Below are 13,844 nucleotides of genomic sequence, written 5' to 3'. Positions count from 1 at the left end.
TGAATTTGTCGTTTCCGGCCGCATTGCGGCGGAGGAAAACAAGGAGTGCCCCATGCAGAGTGCTGAAACCAACTATCAGGGCGTTTGGGGCAACCGCATCGGTTTCGGCCAGCGGCCGGCCCTTCTGGTGATCGACTTCCTGAAGGCTTACACGGTGGAAGGCGCGCCGCTCTATGCGCCGGGTGTCGTCGATGCCGTCGCACAAACACCGGCACTTCTGGCTGCGGCGCGCACCGCAGGCATTCCCGTCATCCACACCCGCATTCTCTATCTCGCCGAGAACTGCGCCGATGGCGGCATGTGGGTGAAGAAGGCTCCGGTCATGATGGCGATGGTCGAGGGCAACGTGCTGGCCGAATTCTGCGACGGCGTCGAGCCGGAAAAGGGCGAGCTGGTCATCGTCAAGCAATATGCCAGCGCCTTTTTCGGCACCAGTCTCGCCTCTCTGCTTCACACGCAGGGTATCGATACCGTCGTTCTTGCTGGATGCTCGACAAGCGGCTGCATTCGCGCAAGTGCGGTGGATGCCGTCCAGCACGGCTTTCGGACGATCGTCGTGCGCGATTGCGTCGGCGACCGGCACCCCGATCCGCACAATGCCAACCTCTTCGATATCGACAGCAAGTATGGCGATGTCGTTTCGAGGGAGGATGCCATCGCCGAAATCGCCAAGATCAAGTCCGACCGTCCGTAACTTTGCAAAAACAGCCAAGCCTTCACGTAAGATAGGGGAACGAGCATGGATCAATTCAGCTTCACCGAAATCTGCCTGCATCAGTTGAAGATGTCGGGCGTCCACGAGGGCGAAAAACTCATCGTCCTGACCCAGGGCAACGAGCGCCTCGATTATGCCGACGCCTTCATGGCGGCGGGCATGCGTCTTGGGGCCAAGATGTATCACATGCGTTTGCCGCCGGTGCCACCGGCGGGTGCATGGGCCGTCGGCCAGACCGGCCTCGCGGCCATGCCTGACGCGGTCGAGGCCCTGAAGGCCGCCGACATGCTGATCGATTGCATCTTCCTGCTCTTCAGCCCGGAACAGATGGCGATCCAGGCGGCCGGAACGCGCATCCTGACCGCCGTCGAACCGCCGGAAATTCTTGCCCGCATGTTGCCGACAAAGGAACTGCGCGAGCGCGTCGAATTTGCCGGAGACCTGCTGTCCAAGGCGAAGGTGATGCGGATCACCTCGGACCATGGCACGGATGTCACCTACAAGCTCAACACCTATCCGGCCGTCACGGAATATGCGTGCACCGACGAGCCGGGCCGCTGGGATCATTGGCCATCCGGCTTTGTCTTCACCGGTGGTGACGATGACGGCGTCGACGGTACGATCGTCGTTGCTCCGGGCGATATTCTGCTGCCGCAGAACATCTACGTGCGCGATCCGATCTACTACACGATTGAAAACGGTTGGATCACCGACATTCGCGGCGGCCTCGACGCCGAGTTGGTCAAATCCTACATGGACGGTTTCAACGATCCGCGTGGCATGGGCATGAGCCATGTCGGCTGGGGTCTTAATCAAAACGCCAAGTGGCATCGCATGGTGCCCGGCGAATTTCCGGGCGGCATGGGCATGGAGGCCCGCTCGTTCTACGGCAATGTCATGTTCTCGACCGGACCGAACAATGAACTGGGCGGCCCGAACGACACGGCCTGCCATCTCGATATCCCGATGCGCAATTGCTCGCTCTTTCTCGACGATGAGCCGATGGTCCTGAACGGCGATATCGCCGTCAAGGAAATGAAGCACACCGTCAAATCCTGATCACAACCCAGCTGCTTGGCGTGAAAACACGCCAAGCAGCTCGAGCCTCGTATGCCTTGACCGGTGAAACATGCTGTGGTGTTTCCTGCATGGACGCACTAGACGCCGCAACCGATGGACCCGCTAACATGACTGTCAACGACACCGAACGCCCACGTGAAGCCGCGGTGTCTGAAACCGTCTATGATGTTACCGAGCAAGTGGGTCACTTGCTGCGCAAAGCCTATCAGCGGCATCTCTCGATCTTCCAGGCCAACGCCAGTGACCCAGATCTGACATCGGTCCAGTTCGTCACGCTCTGCGCGCTACACGATCTCGGCCCGAGCTCTCAGGTCGAATTGGTGAAGGCCACCTCGGTCGATCAGGCGACCATCCGCGGGATCGTCGAGCGTCTGAAAGCACGTGGATTGATCGACCTGTCCAAAGACAAAGCCGACGCCCGCAAGGTCGTCATTTCTCTCCTGCCGAAGGGTGAGGCGCTGCTTCAGGACATGTATCCTCGCGCATATCTCATCAGCGAGAAAACTGTCTCTCCCCTCAATTCGGCGGAGAGAATTGCGCTGCTGTATCTTCTTCGCAAAATCGCGGACGATGAGGTTGGAGAGCGGTGACGAGATTAGCGCCCTGCCATGATGGCGTGTCGTGGAATATCGACCTCATGACCGGCATCGTCGTGGTTGACCTTCTTCACAACTTTGATCCGGGGTACGGCAGCGGCCTTCAGTCACTGGGCGTATGCCCAACAAGGACCGTCTGTTATACGCACGCGCCGCATCCCGACCGATTTCGCCGTGATCAGAGGATAAACAGCGCGGAATGAAGTCTTGCAAATGTAGTTAAGTATTTTCTAACATGAATTGCATGTCGCTCAGCTCCGCCGGGGAACAAGCGGAGGTGGGCGGCGTTCACCCGGCACACAAGGAGATTGCGATGGCTCGATATCTCGGCTCTGCCCATGGACGCCCGCTACCGCCTACGCCCGACATTGCAACGCGCATCCGCACCAACCCGCGCGTCAAGGCGATCCTCTGGTCTATTGTCATCTGCATGACCGTGCTGGTGGTCATAGCCCTGTTTTCATCCCATGTGCTCTAACCACCATTCACGTCACAGTGGCGTCACGAGTGGCGACCGCTATCGGGTCGAGCCCGATGGCGGCTCGTGGACAGTCATGGACACCTTGACAGGACTTCCGGCCGCCACGAACGGCAAGGATCTGGTGCAACTTCGAAAGCCGGACGCAGATGAAATCGCCGAGGAGCTGAACGGTTGCGAGCGTCGCGGGACTGCCAGTCCCTTGCTCTAAGAGACCGTCATCGGAGTGCCGCGAGCTATTGTCGCCGGTCGGGGCCATTTCGTGGTACCGTCAACCAACCCACTTTCAGCATTGGTGCCACCATCCCGTCATAGATGCCAAGCGCCCACCGACTGATGAAGACCGCCGTAAGTGCCAGTGCCCAATTCGATCTCGCGCCGCTCTTCGGAGCGGGATGATGCTGGCCTTGGTAGTAGGTGTCTCTTAGTGATCTGACCATCCCTTTGATTACGGGGCGGGTCCGGTGTCCACAAATCAGGGGGGTGGGGTTTTAAAGTGTGGAATCGAGAAACTTTGGTTTAGCGCGTTGGGCAGTAAATCGAGAGCTTGTCTCGGGGCGAGAAAGCGCCCCTGTTCACGTCGCCAACGCCTGCTGCCTCCGCCGCAGCCTGGGCCACAGGATCAACCAGCTCACCAAAGCAAGGTTGACGCAGTTCCAAAGGAAGCCATGCAGGAAAGCCAGGCGGTAAGAGCCGGTGGCGTCGAAAATATAACCAGCGGCCAAGCCCCCACAAGCCATGCCAAGAACAGTCGCCATCAACACCAGGCTGATGCGGATACCCGCCTCACGTGGCGGCAGATATTTCCGAATGATCACGGCATACATCGGAACTATGCCACCCTGAAATAGCCCGAACAGGCCGGAGATCACATAGAGCGACGACTTGCTGTTGAAATACAGATATAGCAGCAGCGCTGCCGCCTGCATCGAGGAACCGAGGATCAACATCGGCCCGGCACCGATCCGATCGGCGACCGCCCCGGACGCCAATCGGCTGACGACACCCAGTCCAAGCATCAAGGCGATGATCTGCGTGCCCACCGCCACACCGTAGCCGAGATCCCCGCAATATGCGACGATATGGACCTGCGGCATTGACATTGCCATGCAGCACGCAAAGCCCGCGACGACAAGGACGACCTGCAACGCGTTCGGGCTTAGGCCCAGTTCGTTGCGTGCTGCTTCGGTTACCGCCTCGGCCTGGACATAGGTTACGGTCTGTAGACGCCGCTTCAACAGCAGACCGATGGGCACCATCACCAGTGGGATGAAAATGCCGATTCCGACATGGGTTGCGCGCCAGCCCTGGGTCGTCTGGAAATGCTCGATAGCCATCGGCCAAACCGCCCCGGAAAGATAGCTGCCCGAGGCCGCAAAGGCGACTGCGAGCGCCCGGTGCCTGCTAAACCAAAGAGAGAGGTCGGATATCAGCGGCGCGAAGCCGGCAGCCGATCCAAGGCCGATTACCAGCGAGAAGGCTGCGAACTGCCAAATATTGGTGGTAAGGGCAGCCAGGATGTAGCCAACGCAAAGCAGGAACGCGCCGATCAGTACTGGCACGACGATGCCGACCCGATCGGCCAGACGCCCCATTACAACCCCGCCAAAGGCAAAGCCAAGCATCGTGCAGGTATAGGGAAGCGAGGCACCGCCGCGCACCGTGTCGAACTCGACTTGCAGGGTTGGAAGTAGCACCACGACGGACCAATTGCCGACGCAGGCAACGGTGCCGAGGATCAACGTGAGTACCAGCCGCCACCAGGCATACCCAGAGTCGACGTCGCCAGAATCGGACCCACCTGTCGCAGTCATCCGCTTTTCAAACATGGCCACGGCGAGAACTCCTCAGGGTCCGATTATGAACTGAACGCTCTCGACCAATGCCAAGTGCATTCGTCTCGTATGACGAGCTTCGGTGCGTTGAATACCTGATTGACGAGCCCATCCTCAAGCCCCCGCCATCAAATCGCGCCGCAATCGTCGCAATCTCCGGCGGCGAGGCATCGAGCCGCTTGAGCTCCGCGTCGAGCAGTATCGGGGCTATACGGTTTAGCATTAAAAAAGAGGCGCTGCAGGCTCGCCAGTTCCGTCTGGCTGAGGCCGAGATCGAAGGTCAAATCTCGCCTCAAGGATACGATATAAAGGCCTTGTTCCACGCGTCCGCCAACCGAGAGCCCGCCCTGGCGAGTTGCTCGTCCGCAATCACCTCGGATCGAGGGGCGCATTGATCGATGACGTCCCCTCGGCACTGCCATCGACGAATTATTGCGGGTGAGTCGGACTTCGGTCCGATGGTAGACAGCAATCTCTCTGCTAATTTCCGTTCCGCTGAGACTGCAAAACTCAGCACGAAAAGGGTGTCTGCCCCTGATCCGGAGCACCCTTTTCAAACTCGCTTTCCGCAGTCCCCATTAGCCCTCGGCGCCAATGGTTCGCGGGCGGCCAACCTCCCAGTTGATAATAGTGTATAGGTAATCTGCGAGAGAGTTCCAACGACGGCTGTCGAAACCCGGATCGTGTCTCGCGAGTCCTACTCGAGGTCGTGACCCGGCTTGCGGCGGCTATACATTCCGACAAGACCCGCTCCAAACAGGCATGCGAACACTATACACCGACGCCCATCGAACCCAAACTCAGTCTCCACGGTCACGAGTATGGGCAAGGTTCGGACGGATCGCTTCATGCACGGTAACACGATTTCAGGATCCAGGCTTGCTTATGACATGATTTCGAGCGCCATTGATTTTCCGACACGCCGGCTTTCTGCCACGCGTTCAATCGCCAGTCAGGAACACACATGAACGTACTGAAAGCCGGCGTCGCAAGCGAGACACATCACCCGGCAATCCCGACGTGGACGTGGCTCTCCCCGCTCTTGGCATCCCTGCTTCTCGCTGTGAAGTTTCTCCACTTCGTTCCCTCCGACGGTCCGGTGGTCCTTGTTCTTGCCGGTATCATGCTTGCCGCCACCGTCTTTAGCGCAGTTCACCACGCGGAAGTCCTCGCGCTTAAGCTCGGCGAGCCATTTGGTTCGATCCTGTTGGCAATCGCTGTCACGGTCATCGAAGTCGCATTGATCGTCTCGATTATGGTGTCCGGGGCTGAAGGCAGCGGCTCCGTCGCGCGGGATACCGTGTTCGCCGCCGTGATGATCGTGCTCAATGGCGTCGTCGGGCTTTGTCTGATCATGGGAGGAAGCCGGCACTTCGAGCAGTCGTTCCAGCTTAAGGGTGCGTCCTCCGCCCTGGCGGTGCTCGGCACCCTCGCCGCCTTGGCGTTGATCCTGCCAAATCACACGCTGACAGTTCTCGGCCCGTCTTATTCTCCACTCCAGGCGATGTTCATCGGCATCGTTTCTCTGATGCTTTGGGGCGTCTTCGTCTTCGTGCAAACGGTCAAGCATCGCGCCTACTTCTTGGATGGCCCCGCTGAAGATGTGATCGGTGAGGACATGACGGAGGTCTACCACCCGAAGCCTTCAGACCGGGAAGCCCTGGCATGCCTGGGTCTGTTGCTGGTTTCGCTAGTCGCCGTCGTTCTTCTGGCGAAGACCTTGTCGCCCTCCCTCGATGCGGCCATCGATCTTGCCGGACTGCCGCACACCTTTGTCGGCGTGGTCATCGCCGCGATCGTGCTTTTGCCGGAAGGGATCGCCGCAGCGAAATCCGCCCTCAAGAACCAGCTTCAGAATAGCATCAACCTAGCTCTCGGATCGGCCATCGCGAGTATAGGGTTGACCATACCCTCTGTCGCGGTAGTCTCGCTTGTTCTTGACCAGCAACTGGCCCTAGGCATCTCGGCCGCGAACACGACGCTGCTGGTGCTTACCTTGTTCGTGAGCACCCTGACCCTGGGGACCGGCCGCACGACGGTGCTACAAGGGGCGATCCATCTAGTGATATTTGCCGTGTTCCTGCTGGTTTCGGCGATCCCCTAGGGCTGCTTCGCGAGCTTTGCTGCGCGATCAGGGTCCGGACGGCGGCGTGCAACTTCTCTCCGAACGGGGTCACGCGATCATGATCGTGAAGCACCAGGCCACGGATAAAGCGCTCCCCACCAGCTTCCTGTAGTTGCCTCAACCCTTTGAAGCCGTCCGATTTGACCGTGACTGATGCTTTCTCTTCAATTCCGACGATCCGCCCGCGACGGTCCTCGATTACCCCGTCCAGCTCGTCCTGATCCTTGGTCCGGTAGTGCTAGAAGGTTAGGCCGCCGCTCCGACCAGGACGCGAGTTTCAGAAGCTCGGAAACCACGAAGCTCTCCAAAAGTGCTCCAAACGCAGCGATCGCGAACGGTGAGATGATCGTCGTCGCAAATGTCTGGCAGTTCATGCGCGACAACTGGCTATCAAACCGGGTCTTCACGTCCTATGACGACATCGTCGGTCACCGCTGCAAGGCCTGAAAGAAGCTCATCGACCAACCCTGGAAGATCATCTCAATCGGAATGCGCGACTGGGTGCATCGGTTCTGATCAATGCAGATTGGTATGAGACCTGCCCAGAGCGACAAAGTGGTGATCGTGCGGCCTGGCTAGCTCCTCTAAGATCGACCAAACGTGCTATTCAATTGGCTCTCCTCATACCGTTCCTGCTTATCGGTTATGCGGGACCAAGCGGGTGAGTATTTGACGCGTCTCCAGCAAACCCCTACACCGCGAATGGTCCTTTTAAAGGACACGCGCGGCTCGAGGAAACCAAGGCTAAACCTAAAACAATATGCGCGATTCACTCATACCCCGCAAAAAGACATTTAGAGACGGAGTCTTCCTCGCGCTGATCATATGGCTGCTGGTTATCCCGCTGACTTTCATGACACAAGTTTTTGCCCCTTCCGTTTTTGTTCTTTTGGAGGGGATTGGGAATTTTCAATACAAGCCTTGGATTTTTCTCGCCCCAACAGCGTGCGCGCTCATTGTGGCGTTGGTTTTCATGCCGGGATATTATAGCCCGAGCGTTATTGCGGGCTCTATTCTTTGTAGTGCTGCGGTGACAATCGCAGCCGCAATTGCTTTCCTTTTGATAATGATATCGATTCCACGATTGCATTATTGAGCCCTGCGTCAGAAGGCTACTTGTCGGAATCATTCGGCTGGACCGTCACCACGCGTATAACTCGGAATATTTCGACCGTTAGCAGCCACTAAGGCAAACACTCATTGGCTGCTCCTACGATATGAATGTAAAATTGCCCGGTGAATAATAGTGCCTTCATTGGCGAAAGACACACAATGCGCATTCTTCTCATTCTTGGCTCCCTCATCGTTGGAACGATTGCCGGCATTTGCGTATTCGGGATGATCTGGCGAACCACTGCCCCGGAAGGTGCAGTAGCGATGGTCATTGGAGGGGGTACGCCGGTTGTCCTCGGAGCTTTGGCATTTCTCGGCACAAAGGCGGCTGACGGTCGGCGACCAAGCTTTCTCGATATACGGACATGGTTTGCTCTTGTGGGGATAGCGGCGGCGGCGGCCGGGCTCTTCGTGATCTTGATCGTTGCTCTTTTTCTGGCGGTTCAGCGTGGATAGCCCGCTTGGGGCCAGAATAAGAGCGGCGTTGTAAATCGTCCGGACCGTTTGCTAGGGACAAACGCGCGAATGAACTGCTTGGCTACGGCCTCACGGCAAACGCCAAATTCCCCTGGATGAACCAGCCGCCCCTCCACATCTAAAAACATCGCCCGGCAAGCTTCGATGAACACCTGGGGATGAGTAAATCATGTCCCCCAAAAGGGTCTGAACAGCGGATGTTTGGTATTTCGTCATCGGAAGCGCCTCGTTTCTCAAGAAACTACCAGCTGATAATGTTTGAAATTTCATCTTCATCCGGCTCCCGCCGTCTATCCACATATCCAGTTGCGTATCCTCCTGCATTTCGCAGGAGAAATCAGCGGCTATGCAGAACGAGCGATGCCCGCGAGCCCTGTATTTTGACAAGCAGAACGCTTCGACCGTTGAAGTGGCCCCTTGTAGTAGAAATAGTCTCGGCCTCCGTTACCCCCGCAATCCGCGTCACCTCGCCATTTTCCCTCGACAGAGCCATGAGCATCGGCCCAAGCGAAAACTCTCCGAGCTCCGCGCGCTTCGTAAGATCGCGCAGATATCCGCCGGCCGATTTTATGAAGTTTGATCGCTCGGGAATGCACGCCATCGCCACCGCGGCATTCTCCGGCCCCAATGCATCGCAGGCGCAGCGGCGTCAAGGAGACGGTGGATCTTCTGGTGAGAAGTGGAATGTCAAGCGAGGCGATCGTCAAGAACTCGATGGGACGCGGAGCGGCGCGCCAGTTCGAGATTTCGGAGGCTCTTCTAAAGAAGCTAAGCTCGTTCGGAGTTGAGTGACCACCGAATTAGAATGACGAGTTTTCAGAGTCGTCGATTCTTGTGTGTCGTGGATTGTTGATCCTCCATCTTCGGGTAGAGGATGCGTTACGCTTCTCCAGCAGTGGACCCAATATGAGTCATGCTTACCGATAGGGAATTGGCCAGCATTACCGGAACGATAGCCAGGCGCAGCTGCGCATTGCCCTCCCGCAAGACTTCGTTCTCGGATCGCAGCACTTCTCCCTCGGTCTTGAGCGCATGCAGCTCTTCGACTAGCCCGCCGACCGGCCGACGCATTCCCACCAGACTACAGCGCCTCTACCTGCTGAACCGAGGGTCGGTTCCTTTCATGGGACAGGAGGAAATCGGGCGGGTGCCGCCTTGGCAAACAGCACCCGCGCGTCCCGTACGGCGCGGCGCCGATGCTGCGCCCACAATTCCGTCAAAGCTGTCCCCGCCAACTGTAACAATGATGACCGCCATCCTTATGCCTACCGCGCCACATGATCTGAGACAACGTAGATGAGGCGTAACGCATTGAAACCATGGTTAACATCCCGTTAACCAGAACCTATATCTCAGATTACTTCTGCCACCTCATTGTCTTTTCTTCAGTGTCGTCGAGATCCGACGACGATCATTGACGATCGGCGGGGTGATTATTTGCCGAAAAACCTGCCCTGGCGCTCGAAGGAGCGATTGAATTCCAAGGCTTTCGGACCCTTGATGGACTTTCGCTGAGAGCCGGGGAATGCCACCCGCCTGATGAGGCCAATGACCACTGAACGATAATAACGAGCTCACAGAGAAAACAACCGCTTTCATCCCTAAAGCCTATTCGATCGCGAGACTGGCCGCGACAGTGGAGGAAATCGCTCCGCCACAGTGGATCTCACGCGGGCAGGCATTTCCAGCCAAAACAGGCACCCGCCTCCCCCTCAGCTGGCATAGCGCGGCACTCCACCATTGGCCCGCGCGAGCGCCATCAGCATCGGTCCGATTGCAAACTCGCCTCTTTCGGTCCTTCGGGTCAGATCTCTGAGATAACCGCCGGGCGAGTTGATGTGCCCTCCCCTCTCCAGGATGCAGGCGATCACGGTGGCGGCGTTTTCCGGGCCCATGCCCGAGCAGGCTTCCTCATAGGCCGAGGGACTGACGCCGAGCATCGAACGCACGACGACGGCCGCCGACATCAAGTCTCGCCAATTGCCGATGTTTCCGCCGGGCCCATAGTCGAGAATACTGGGGCAGGCCTGGAGGACGAGGCCGAGCGGGAAGGATTTCAGGCCTGGTCCGGCGCCCGGATCGGCCGCGCCCTCCGCCCTGTTGCTCATCCGGCCGGAAGGCCTTTGCTGTTTCAATCTTCGTTCGTCCGACGGCCCGGCGTTCGGGTCGTTATCGGCCGCTGCCTTTTCGCCCTGCTTCGTTTCGAAGCTTGGTTCAAGTTCATAACTGGAGTCGGGATTTGAATTCTGTTTGTGATGCTCAATTTGAGACTCATTGGCGTCTATTTTTTGTGTTTTTATCCGTCTTTCCAGCATGTTGACGATCTCTGCACGCAGCATCACCATCTCGTCGAGCAGCGGTGCCAGGTCTTCGGCGGTCGCCACCCGTGGAATTCGGGCAAGAAGCGCTCGAAACATCGCCGAAATACCTTCCCAATCACCGGAAATCTCTTCGTCGAGCGCCGCCGTGATCAGCTTGGAAATGTCCCGCCGGCACAACGTCAGGCGTTCCCTGGTCACCCGTAACAGCTCCCGGTCGGCAACCGCCTGAGCGGCCAGGCGTTCGATTTCAACAGCACGCGCCAGAAGCGGTGCGACGCTGAAGCCGAAGGCATCGCCGATCGCCCCTGCCCTGTCGCGGCGCGCATAGCGCTTTCCATTCGGGCTGTCCTTGCGCAGGATCAGGCCGGCCTCGACCAGGACAGCAAGATGCCGCCTGAGGGTCGCTGGCGTCATGCCGCGGGCGCGCAACGAAAGCTGCGCATTCGACGGGAAGACGATCAGTCCCTTTTCCTCGGAGATTTCGTCGTCAGGGTAGAAGGTCAGAAGCGCGTCGAGCACCGTCAGTGCCCGATCGGTGACGCCAAGCGCCGGCCGTGCTTCACAAATCGCCCTGAATAGCTTCCATTTGCTGCGTTTCATTCCCGGCTCGATGGTCTCGGCCATGTGCTGGCTTGCCAGCATGCCAAGCGACATCGGCCGCCGCCCAAAGGGCGTCGTCACATATCCACTCTCCATTTGCCTTCACCTCAGTTTAGGCAAAAGAAATCTGCTCACCAAAAAGCGGCGCCAAGACTCTTGACTGTGATTCGTGGAAATGCGATTCTCGATCTGCTAGGAATACGAGGAAGGCTTCCACGACCGCGTCGTTGGGGGCCTTTTTCTTTTGCGGTCTACTCTCCTTGTTGAACGTTACGGCCTCGATAAGCCTTGTAGAGATCCGTCAGACTTTCGGAGAGGAAATCTCCAAACCCGACCGCATCCTTGGCCTTCAAAGCAAGTGTAAAAGTTCGTCCATCGCTCCGCAGGTCGGCGGCAACGGACTTATCGTCGGCAATCCATTTGCTCGCACGAACCTGTTTCGATGGAGCTGACCTGCCTGATGCCTTGATATGCGTCAGCAGGACGTTAAACCGATCGTCGCCTGTCTTCGCGTTGAATTCCTCGGTTCCGAGGAAGGCACGTGCCCTCTCCAGATTCGAGGGCCGCTCCAGCAGGGTCTTCAGCTCATACCAGCGATCACGTCCAATGCCCTTGGCTGCTCCGACCGCAGCCAGCAATTCGCGAGGCATGCTCGCCACCGCCAACATCTTCGATAGGGTCGCCCTGTCCACCGAGAGTGCCGAGAGAACAATTGCGTTGTCACCATCGAATTGAAGCCGCGCGATCTCACTCGCGAACATTGCCTTCTCAAAAAATGACAGATTGGCGCGCGCCGAATTCTCTTGCCCCTGCGCAACGAGATGATCGCTATCTTTCAGGTCTTTGACGACTGCACGGACGTTTCTTTCGAGCGCCCTTGCCACTCGAAGACGTCGATGCCCGAATACCACCATATAGCGCTCGGAATCCTTGGGGTGAGGCCGCACCAGGATCGGGCTGTCCTGCCCCCGCTCCCGAATTGCCGCAAGCAATTCGTTGAACTCCTGTTCATCCTCCTCAATGCGATCGCGCACGAACGATACATCGACCAGATCCGGGTTCAGCTCGATGACAGTCTCGCCCTCCAGCAACTTATCTGCACGGGCCGCCATCTCATCGATGGAATTCAGGATCGACTTAGAAGCGCCCCGGATGGTGTAATCAAGCACTGCCCGGTTGCTGTCGGCCGGCGTGTCGCTCATCACATTGGCGAATGGGTTTTTCCGAGCCATATCGCTATCCTCGAAGCCATGTTATCGGGTTGTTTCGACTGCAGAATCTTGCTGTTTTGACGGCGGTCAACATCATTAGAGCCTCCCCCAAGCCCTATGGATCAATCCTTGGATCTCGAAATTGACTGCATCCATGCATTCGATCGCGCGGTCATAGGTTTCTCGCGTGAAATTTGAGCGATCGAGCTCGTAGAGGGTACGTTTCGTCAAGCCGGCATCGGAGATTGCCGTTGTCTTCACCATCGGGCTCTTGAGGATTTCCTCGGCAAACATCGATTGCATGAAGCCCAGCATCTGCACCTGCGGTACATCCGTTGGCTCAAATCTGGTGATCAGGTAACGGAGCCAGTCCATGCGCACATTGGCGCCAGCCTTTTTAATTGTCTTGGTGATATTGCCGAGCATGAGCAGGAACTGCGACATCGACATCAGGTCCAACATTTGCGGATGGACTGTAATCAAGACGGAGGTCGCCGCAGTGAGCGCGGTTAAGGTGAGATATCCCAGTTGCGGAGGACAATCGACCACCACGACGTCGTAGCGGCTGTCAACCTCCTCGAGCGACTTGCCGAGACGCGTGAAGAAGCGCTTCCCATCCGTGCCAGCCTGCATGGCAAGGGGCGTGTCGTATTCATATTCCTGCAATTCCAGATTCGCCGGGACAATATCGAGGCCAGGGAAATTGGTCGGCAGAATGACGTCGGCAATCGACTTGCGCTCGTCGTCATAGCGTATCGCATCGTAGAGCGAGGGATTCCGATCAAGCTCCGGCTGGAAACCGTGCAGAGCCGAGAGCGACGCCTGTGGGTCAAGATCGATGGCAAGCACGCGGTGTCCGGTCAGCGCCAAGTGCTGCGCAAGGTGAGCCGTTGTGGTCGTCTTGCCAGAGCCTCCCTTGAAGTTGACGACCGCAATGACCTGCAATTTATCGCCCGGCTTGCGGTGAGGAACATATTTCTTAGCTTCCGACTTCCCTGTCCTGTCCAGAAAAAATCGCAGCTCCAACATCTGTTCGGCAGTGTAGTATCTGCGATTTCCCGACATTGTGACTGGCTTCGGGCCTTTGCCGTCGAGATAGAGGCGCTTCAAATTGCTCGGGGTGACGCCAAGATAGTGCGCGACTTCCGCGAGCGAGAACTGACGCAGGTCTTTCTTCGCGTTCGGGGGAAAGTTCTCCAGACGCAGTTGATCGAGCTTGCGCGAGATTTCCGCACCTTGCATCAGGATCTTGTCGTCAAACTCAAACGACGGTAGCGGGCTAAACGCGTTCAT

The 13,844-nt window shown here is 57.6% G+C and carries 12 protein-coding genes and 2 pseudogenes; 8 read left to right on the top strand and 6 right to left on the bottom strand.

The features are described 5' to 3' along the window. Window positions 1-52: 52 nt before the first annotated feature. The 4 genes from AC244Q_RS31715 to AC244Q_RS31700 all read left to right on the top strand — a co-directional run bounded on the left by AC244Q_RS31715 (window position 53) and on the right by AC244Q_RS31700 (window position 2,869). Window positions 53-694 carry an N-carbamoylsarcosine amidohydrolase gene (locus AC244Q_RS31715; RefSeq protein ID WP_128405817.1) on the top strand — a complete coding sequence of 214 codons (642 nt, stop codon included), beginning with the start codon at window positions 53-55 and terminating at the stop codon, window positions 692-694. Window positions 695-739: 45 nt separating this feature from the next. After that, the gene (locus tag AC244Q_RS31710) at window positions 740-1,774 is read left to right on the top strand and encodes a 2,5-dihydroxypyridine 5,6-dioxygenase NicX family protein (RefSeq protein ID WP_012759952.1); all 1,035 of its coding nucleotides are present in this window, start codon (window positions 740-742) and stop codon (window positions 1,772-1,774) included. 128 nt (window positions 1,775-1,902) lie between these two features. Next, a complete protein-coding gene (locus AC244Q_RS31705; protein ID WP_128405818.1) occupies window positions 1,903-2,385 on the top strand; it encodes a MarR family winged helix-turn-helix transcriptional regulator in 483 nt (160 codons plus the stop codon). Window positions 2,386-2,704: 319 nt separating this feature from the next. Further along, the gene (locus tag AC244Q_RS31700; protein WP_164902269.1) at window positions 2,705-2,869 is read left to right on the top strand and encodes a hypothetical protein; all 165 of its coding nucleotides are present in this window, start codon (window positions 2,705-2,707) and stop codon (window positions 2,867-2,869) included. A gap of 575 nt (window positions 2,870-3,444) precedes the next feature. Here the strand turns inward: AC244Q_RS31700 and AC244Q_RS31695 are convergent. After that, window positions 3,445-4,698: an MFS transporter gene (locus tag AC244Q_RS31695; RefSeq protein ID WP_128405821.1), complete on the bottom strand. Its 1,254-nt coding sequence runs from the start codon at window positions 4,696-4,698 to the stop codon at window positions 3,445-3,447. A 970-nt stretch (window positions 4,699-5,668) separates the two neighbouring features. Here AC244Q_RS31695 and AC244Q_RS31690 point away from each other — a divergent pair. Then, window positions 5,669-6,808 carry a calcium:cation antiporter gene (locus AC244Q_RS31690; protein WP_017997004.1) on the top strand — a complete coding sequence of 380 codons (1,140 nt, stop codon included), beginning with the start codon at window positions 5,669-5,671 and terminating at the stop codon, window positions 6,806-6,808. On the opposite strand, the gene AC244Q_RS31685 is transcribed toward AC244Q_RS31690, so the two are convergent. Beyond that, window positions 6,696-7,007 carry a hypothetical protein gene (locus AC244Q_RS31685; RefSeq protein WP_487762880.1) on the bottom strand — a complete coding sequence of 104 codons (312 nt, stop codon included), beginning with the start codon at window positions 7,005-7,007 and terminating at the stop codon, window positions 6,696-6,698. The two genes, AC244Q_RS31690 and AC244Q_RS31685, sit on opposite strands and share 113 nt — an antisense overlap. A 582-nt stretch (window positions 7,008-7,589) precedes the next feature. On the opposite strand from AC244Q_RS31685, the gene AC244Q_RS31680 reads away from it, so the two are divergent. Together AC244Q_RS31680 and AC244Q_RS31675 are read left to right on the top strand one after the other, a co-directional pair. Beyond that, a complete protein-coding gene (locus AC244Q_RS31680; protein ID WP_017997001.1) occupies window positions 7,590-7,925 on the top strand; it encodes a hypothetical protein in 336 nt (111 codons plus the stop codon). 176 nt (window positions 7,926-8,101) lie between these two features. Beyond that, a complete protein-coding gene (locus AC244Q_RS31675) occupies window positions 8,102-8,398 on the top strand; it encodes a hypothetical protein (protein WP_017997000.1) in 297 nt (98 codons plus the stop codon). 469 nt (window positions 8,399-8,867) lie between these two features. On the opposite strand, the pseudogene repC (AC244Q_RS31670) reads toward AC244Q_RS31675, so the two are convergent. After that, window positions 8,868-9,059: pseudogene (gene repC / locus AC244Q_RS31670) on the bottom strand (replication initiation protein RepC); the annotation flags it as partial. Between repC (AC244Q_RS31670) and AC244Q_RS31665 the strand changes: the two are divergent. Further along, window positions 9,059-9,211, top strand: a pseudogene (locus tag AC244Q_RS31665) (MarR family transcriptional regulator); the annotation flags it as partial. The pseudogenes repC (AC244Q_RS31670) and AC244Q_RS31665 sit on opposite strands and share 1 nt — an antisense overlap. Window positions 9,212-10,131: 920 nt before the next feature. Here the strand turns inward: AC244Q_RS31665 and repC (AC244Q_RS31660) are convergent. The 3 genes from repC (AC244Q_RS31660) to repA all read right to left on the bottom strand — a co-directional run bounded on the left by repC (AC244Q_RS31660) (window position 10,132) and on the right by repA (window position 13,844). Further along, complete coding sequence (repC, locus tag AC244Q_RS31660) at window positions 10,132-11,436, bottom strand: plasmid replication protein RepC (protein ID WP_128407548.1); 1,305 nt, start codon at window positions 11,434-11,436, stop codon at window positions 10,132-10,134. A 155-nt stretch (window positions 11,437-11,591) separates the two neighbouring features. Beyond that, complete coding sequence (gene repB / locus AC244Q_RS31655) at window positions 11,592-12,572, bottom strand: plasmid partitioning protein RepB (protein ID WP_128407549.1); 981 nt, start codon at window positions 12,570-12,572, stop codon at window positions 11,592-11,594. Between the two features lie 75 nt (window positions 12,573-12,647). Beyond that, entirely contained in the window at window positions 12,648-13,844 is a 1,197-nt protein-coding gene (repA, locus tag AC244Q_RS31650) for a plasmid partitioning protein RepA (protein ID WP_128407550.1), read from the bottom strand.

This window comes from Rhizobium sp. CB2179 (genome assembly GCF_057653455.1).
The sequence above is the reverse complement of the archived record's forward strand: the minus strand, read 5'-3'. Positions and strand labels throughout refer to the sequence as shown.

What these genes read in the sequence shown, in the direction of transcription:
- AC244Q_RS31715 (WP_128405817.1), top strand. Translation starts at nt 53, where the DNA reads ATGCAGAGTGCTGAAACCAACTATCAGGGCGTTTGGGGCAACCGCATC.
- AC244Q_RS31710 (WP_012759952.1), top strand. Translation starts at nt 740, where the DNA reads ATGGATCAATTCAGCTTCACCGAAATCTGCCTGCATCAGTTGAAGATG.
- AC244Q_RS31705 (WP_128405818.1), top strand. Translation starts at nt 1,903, where the DNA reads ATGACTGTCAACGACACCGAACGCCCACGTGAAGCCGCGGTGTCTGAA.
- AC244Q_RS31700 (WP_164902269.1), top strand. Translation starts at nt 2,705, where the DNA reads ATGGCTCGATATCTCGGCTCTGCCCATGGACGCCCGCTACCGCCTACG.
- AC244Q_RS31695 (WP_128405821.1), bottom strand. Translation starts at nt 4,698, where the DNA reads ATGTTTGAAAAGCGGATGACTGCGACAGGTGGGTCCGATTCTGGCGAC.
- AC244Q_RS31690 (WP_017997004.1), top strand. Translation starts at nt 5,669, where the DNA reads ATGAACGTACTGAAAGCCGGCGTCGCAAGCGAGACACATCACCCGGCA.
- AC244Q_RS31680 (WP_017997001.1), top strand. Translation starts at nt 7,590, where the DNA reads ATGCGCGATTCACTCATACCCCGCAAAAAGACATTTAGAGACGGAGTC.
- AC244Q_RS31675 (WP_017997000.1), top strand. Translation starts at nt 8,102, where the DNA reads ATGCGCATTCTTCTCATTCTTGGCTCCCTCATCGTTGGAACGATTGCC.
- repC (WP_128407548.1), bottom strand. Translation starts at nt 11,436, where the DNA reads ATGGAGAGTGGATATGTGACGACGCCCTTTGGGCGGCGGCCGATGTCG.
- repB (WP_128407549.1), bottom strand. Translation starts at nt 12,572, where the DNA reads ATGGCTCGGAAAAACCCATTCGCCAATGTGATGAGCGACACGCCGGCC.
- repA (WP_128407550.1), bottom strand. Translation starts at nt 13,844, where the DNA reads ATGAACGCGTTTAGCCCGCTACCGTCGTTTGAGTTTGACGACAAGATC.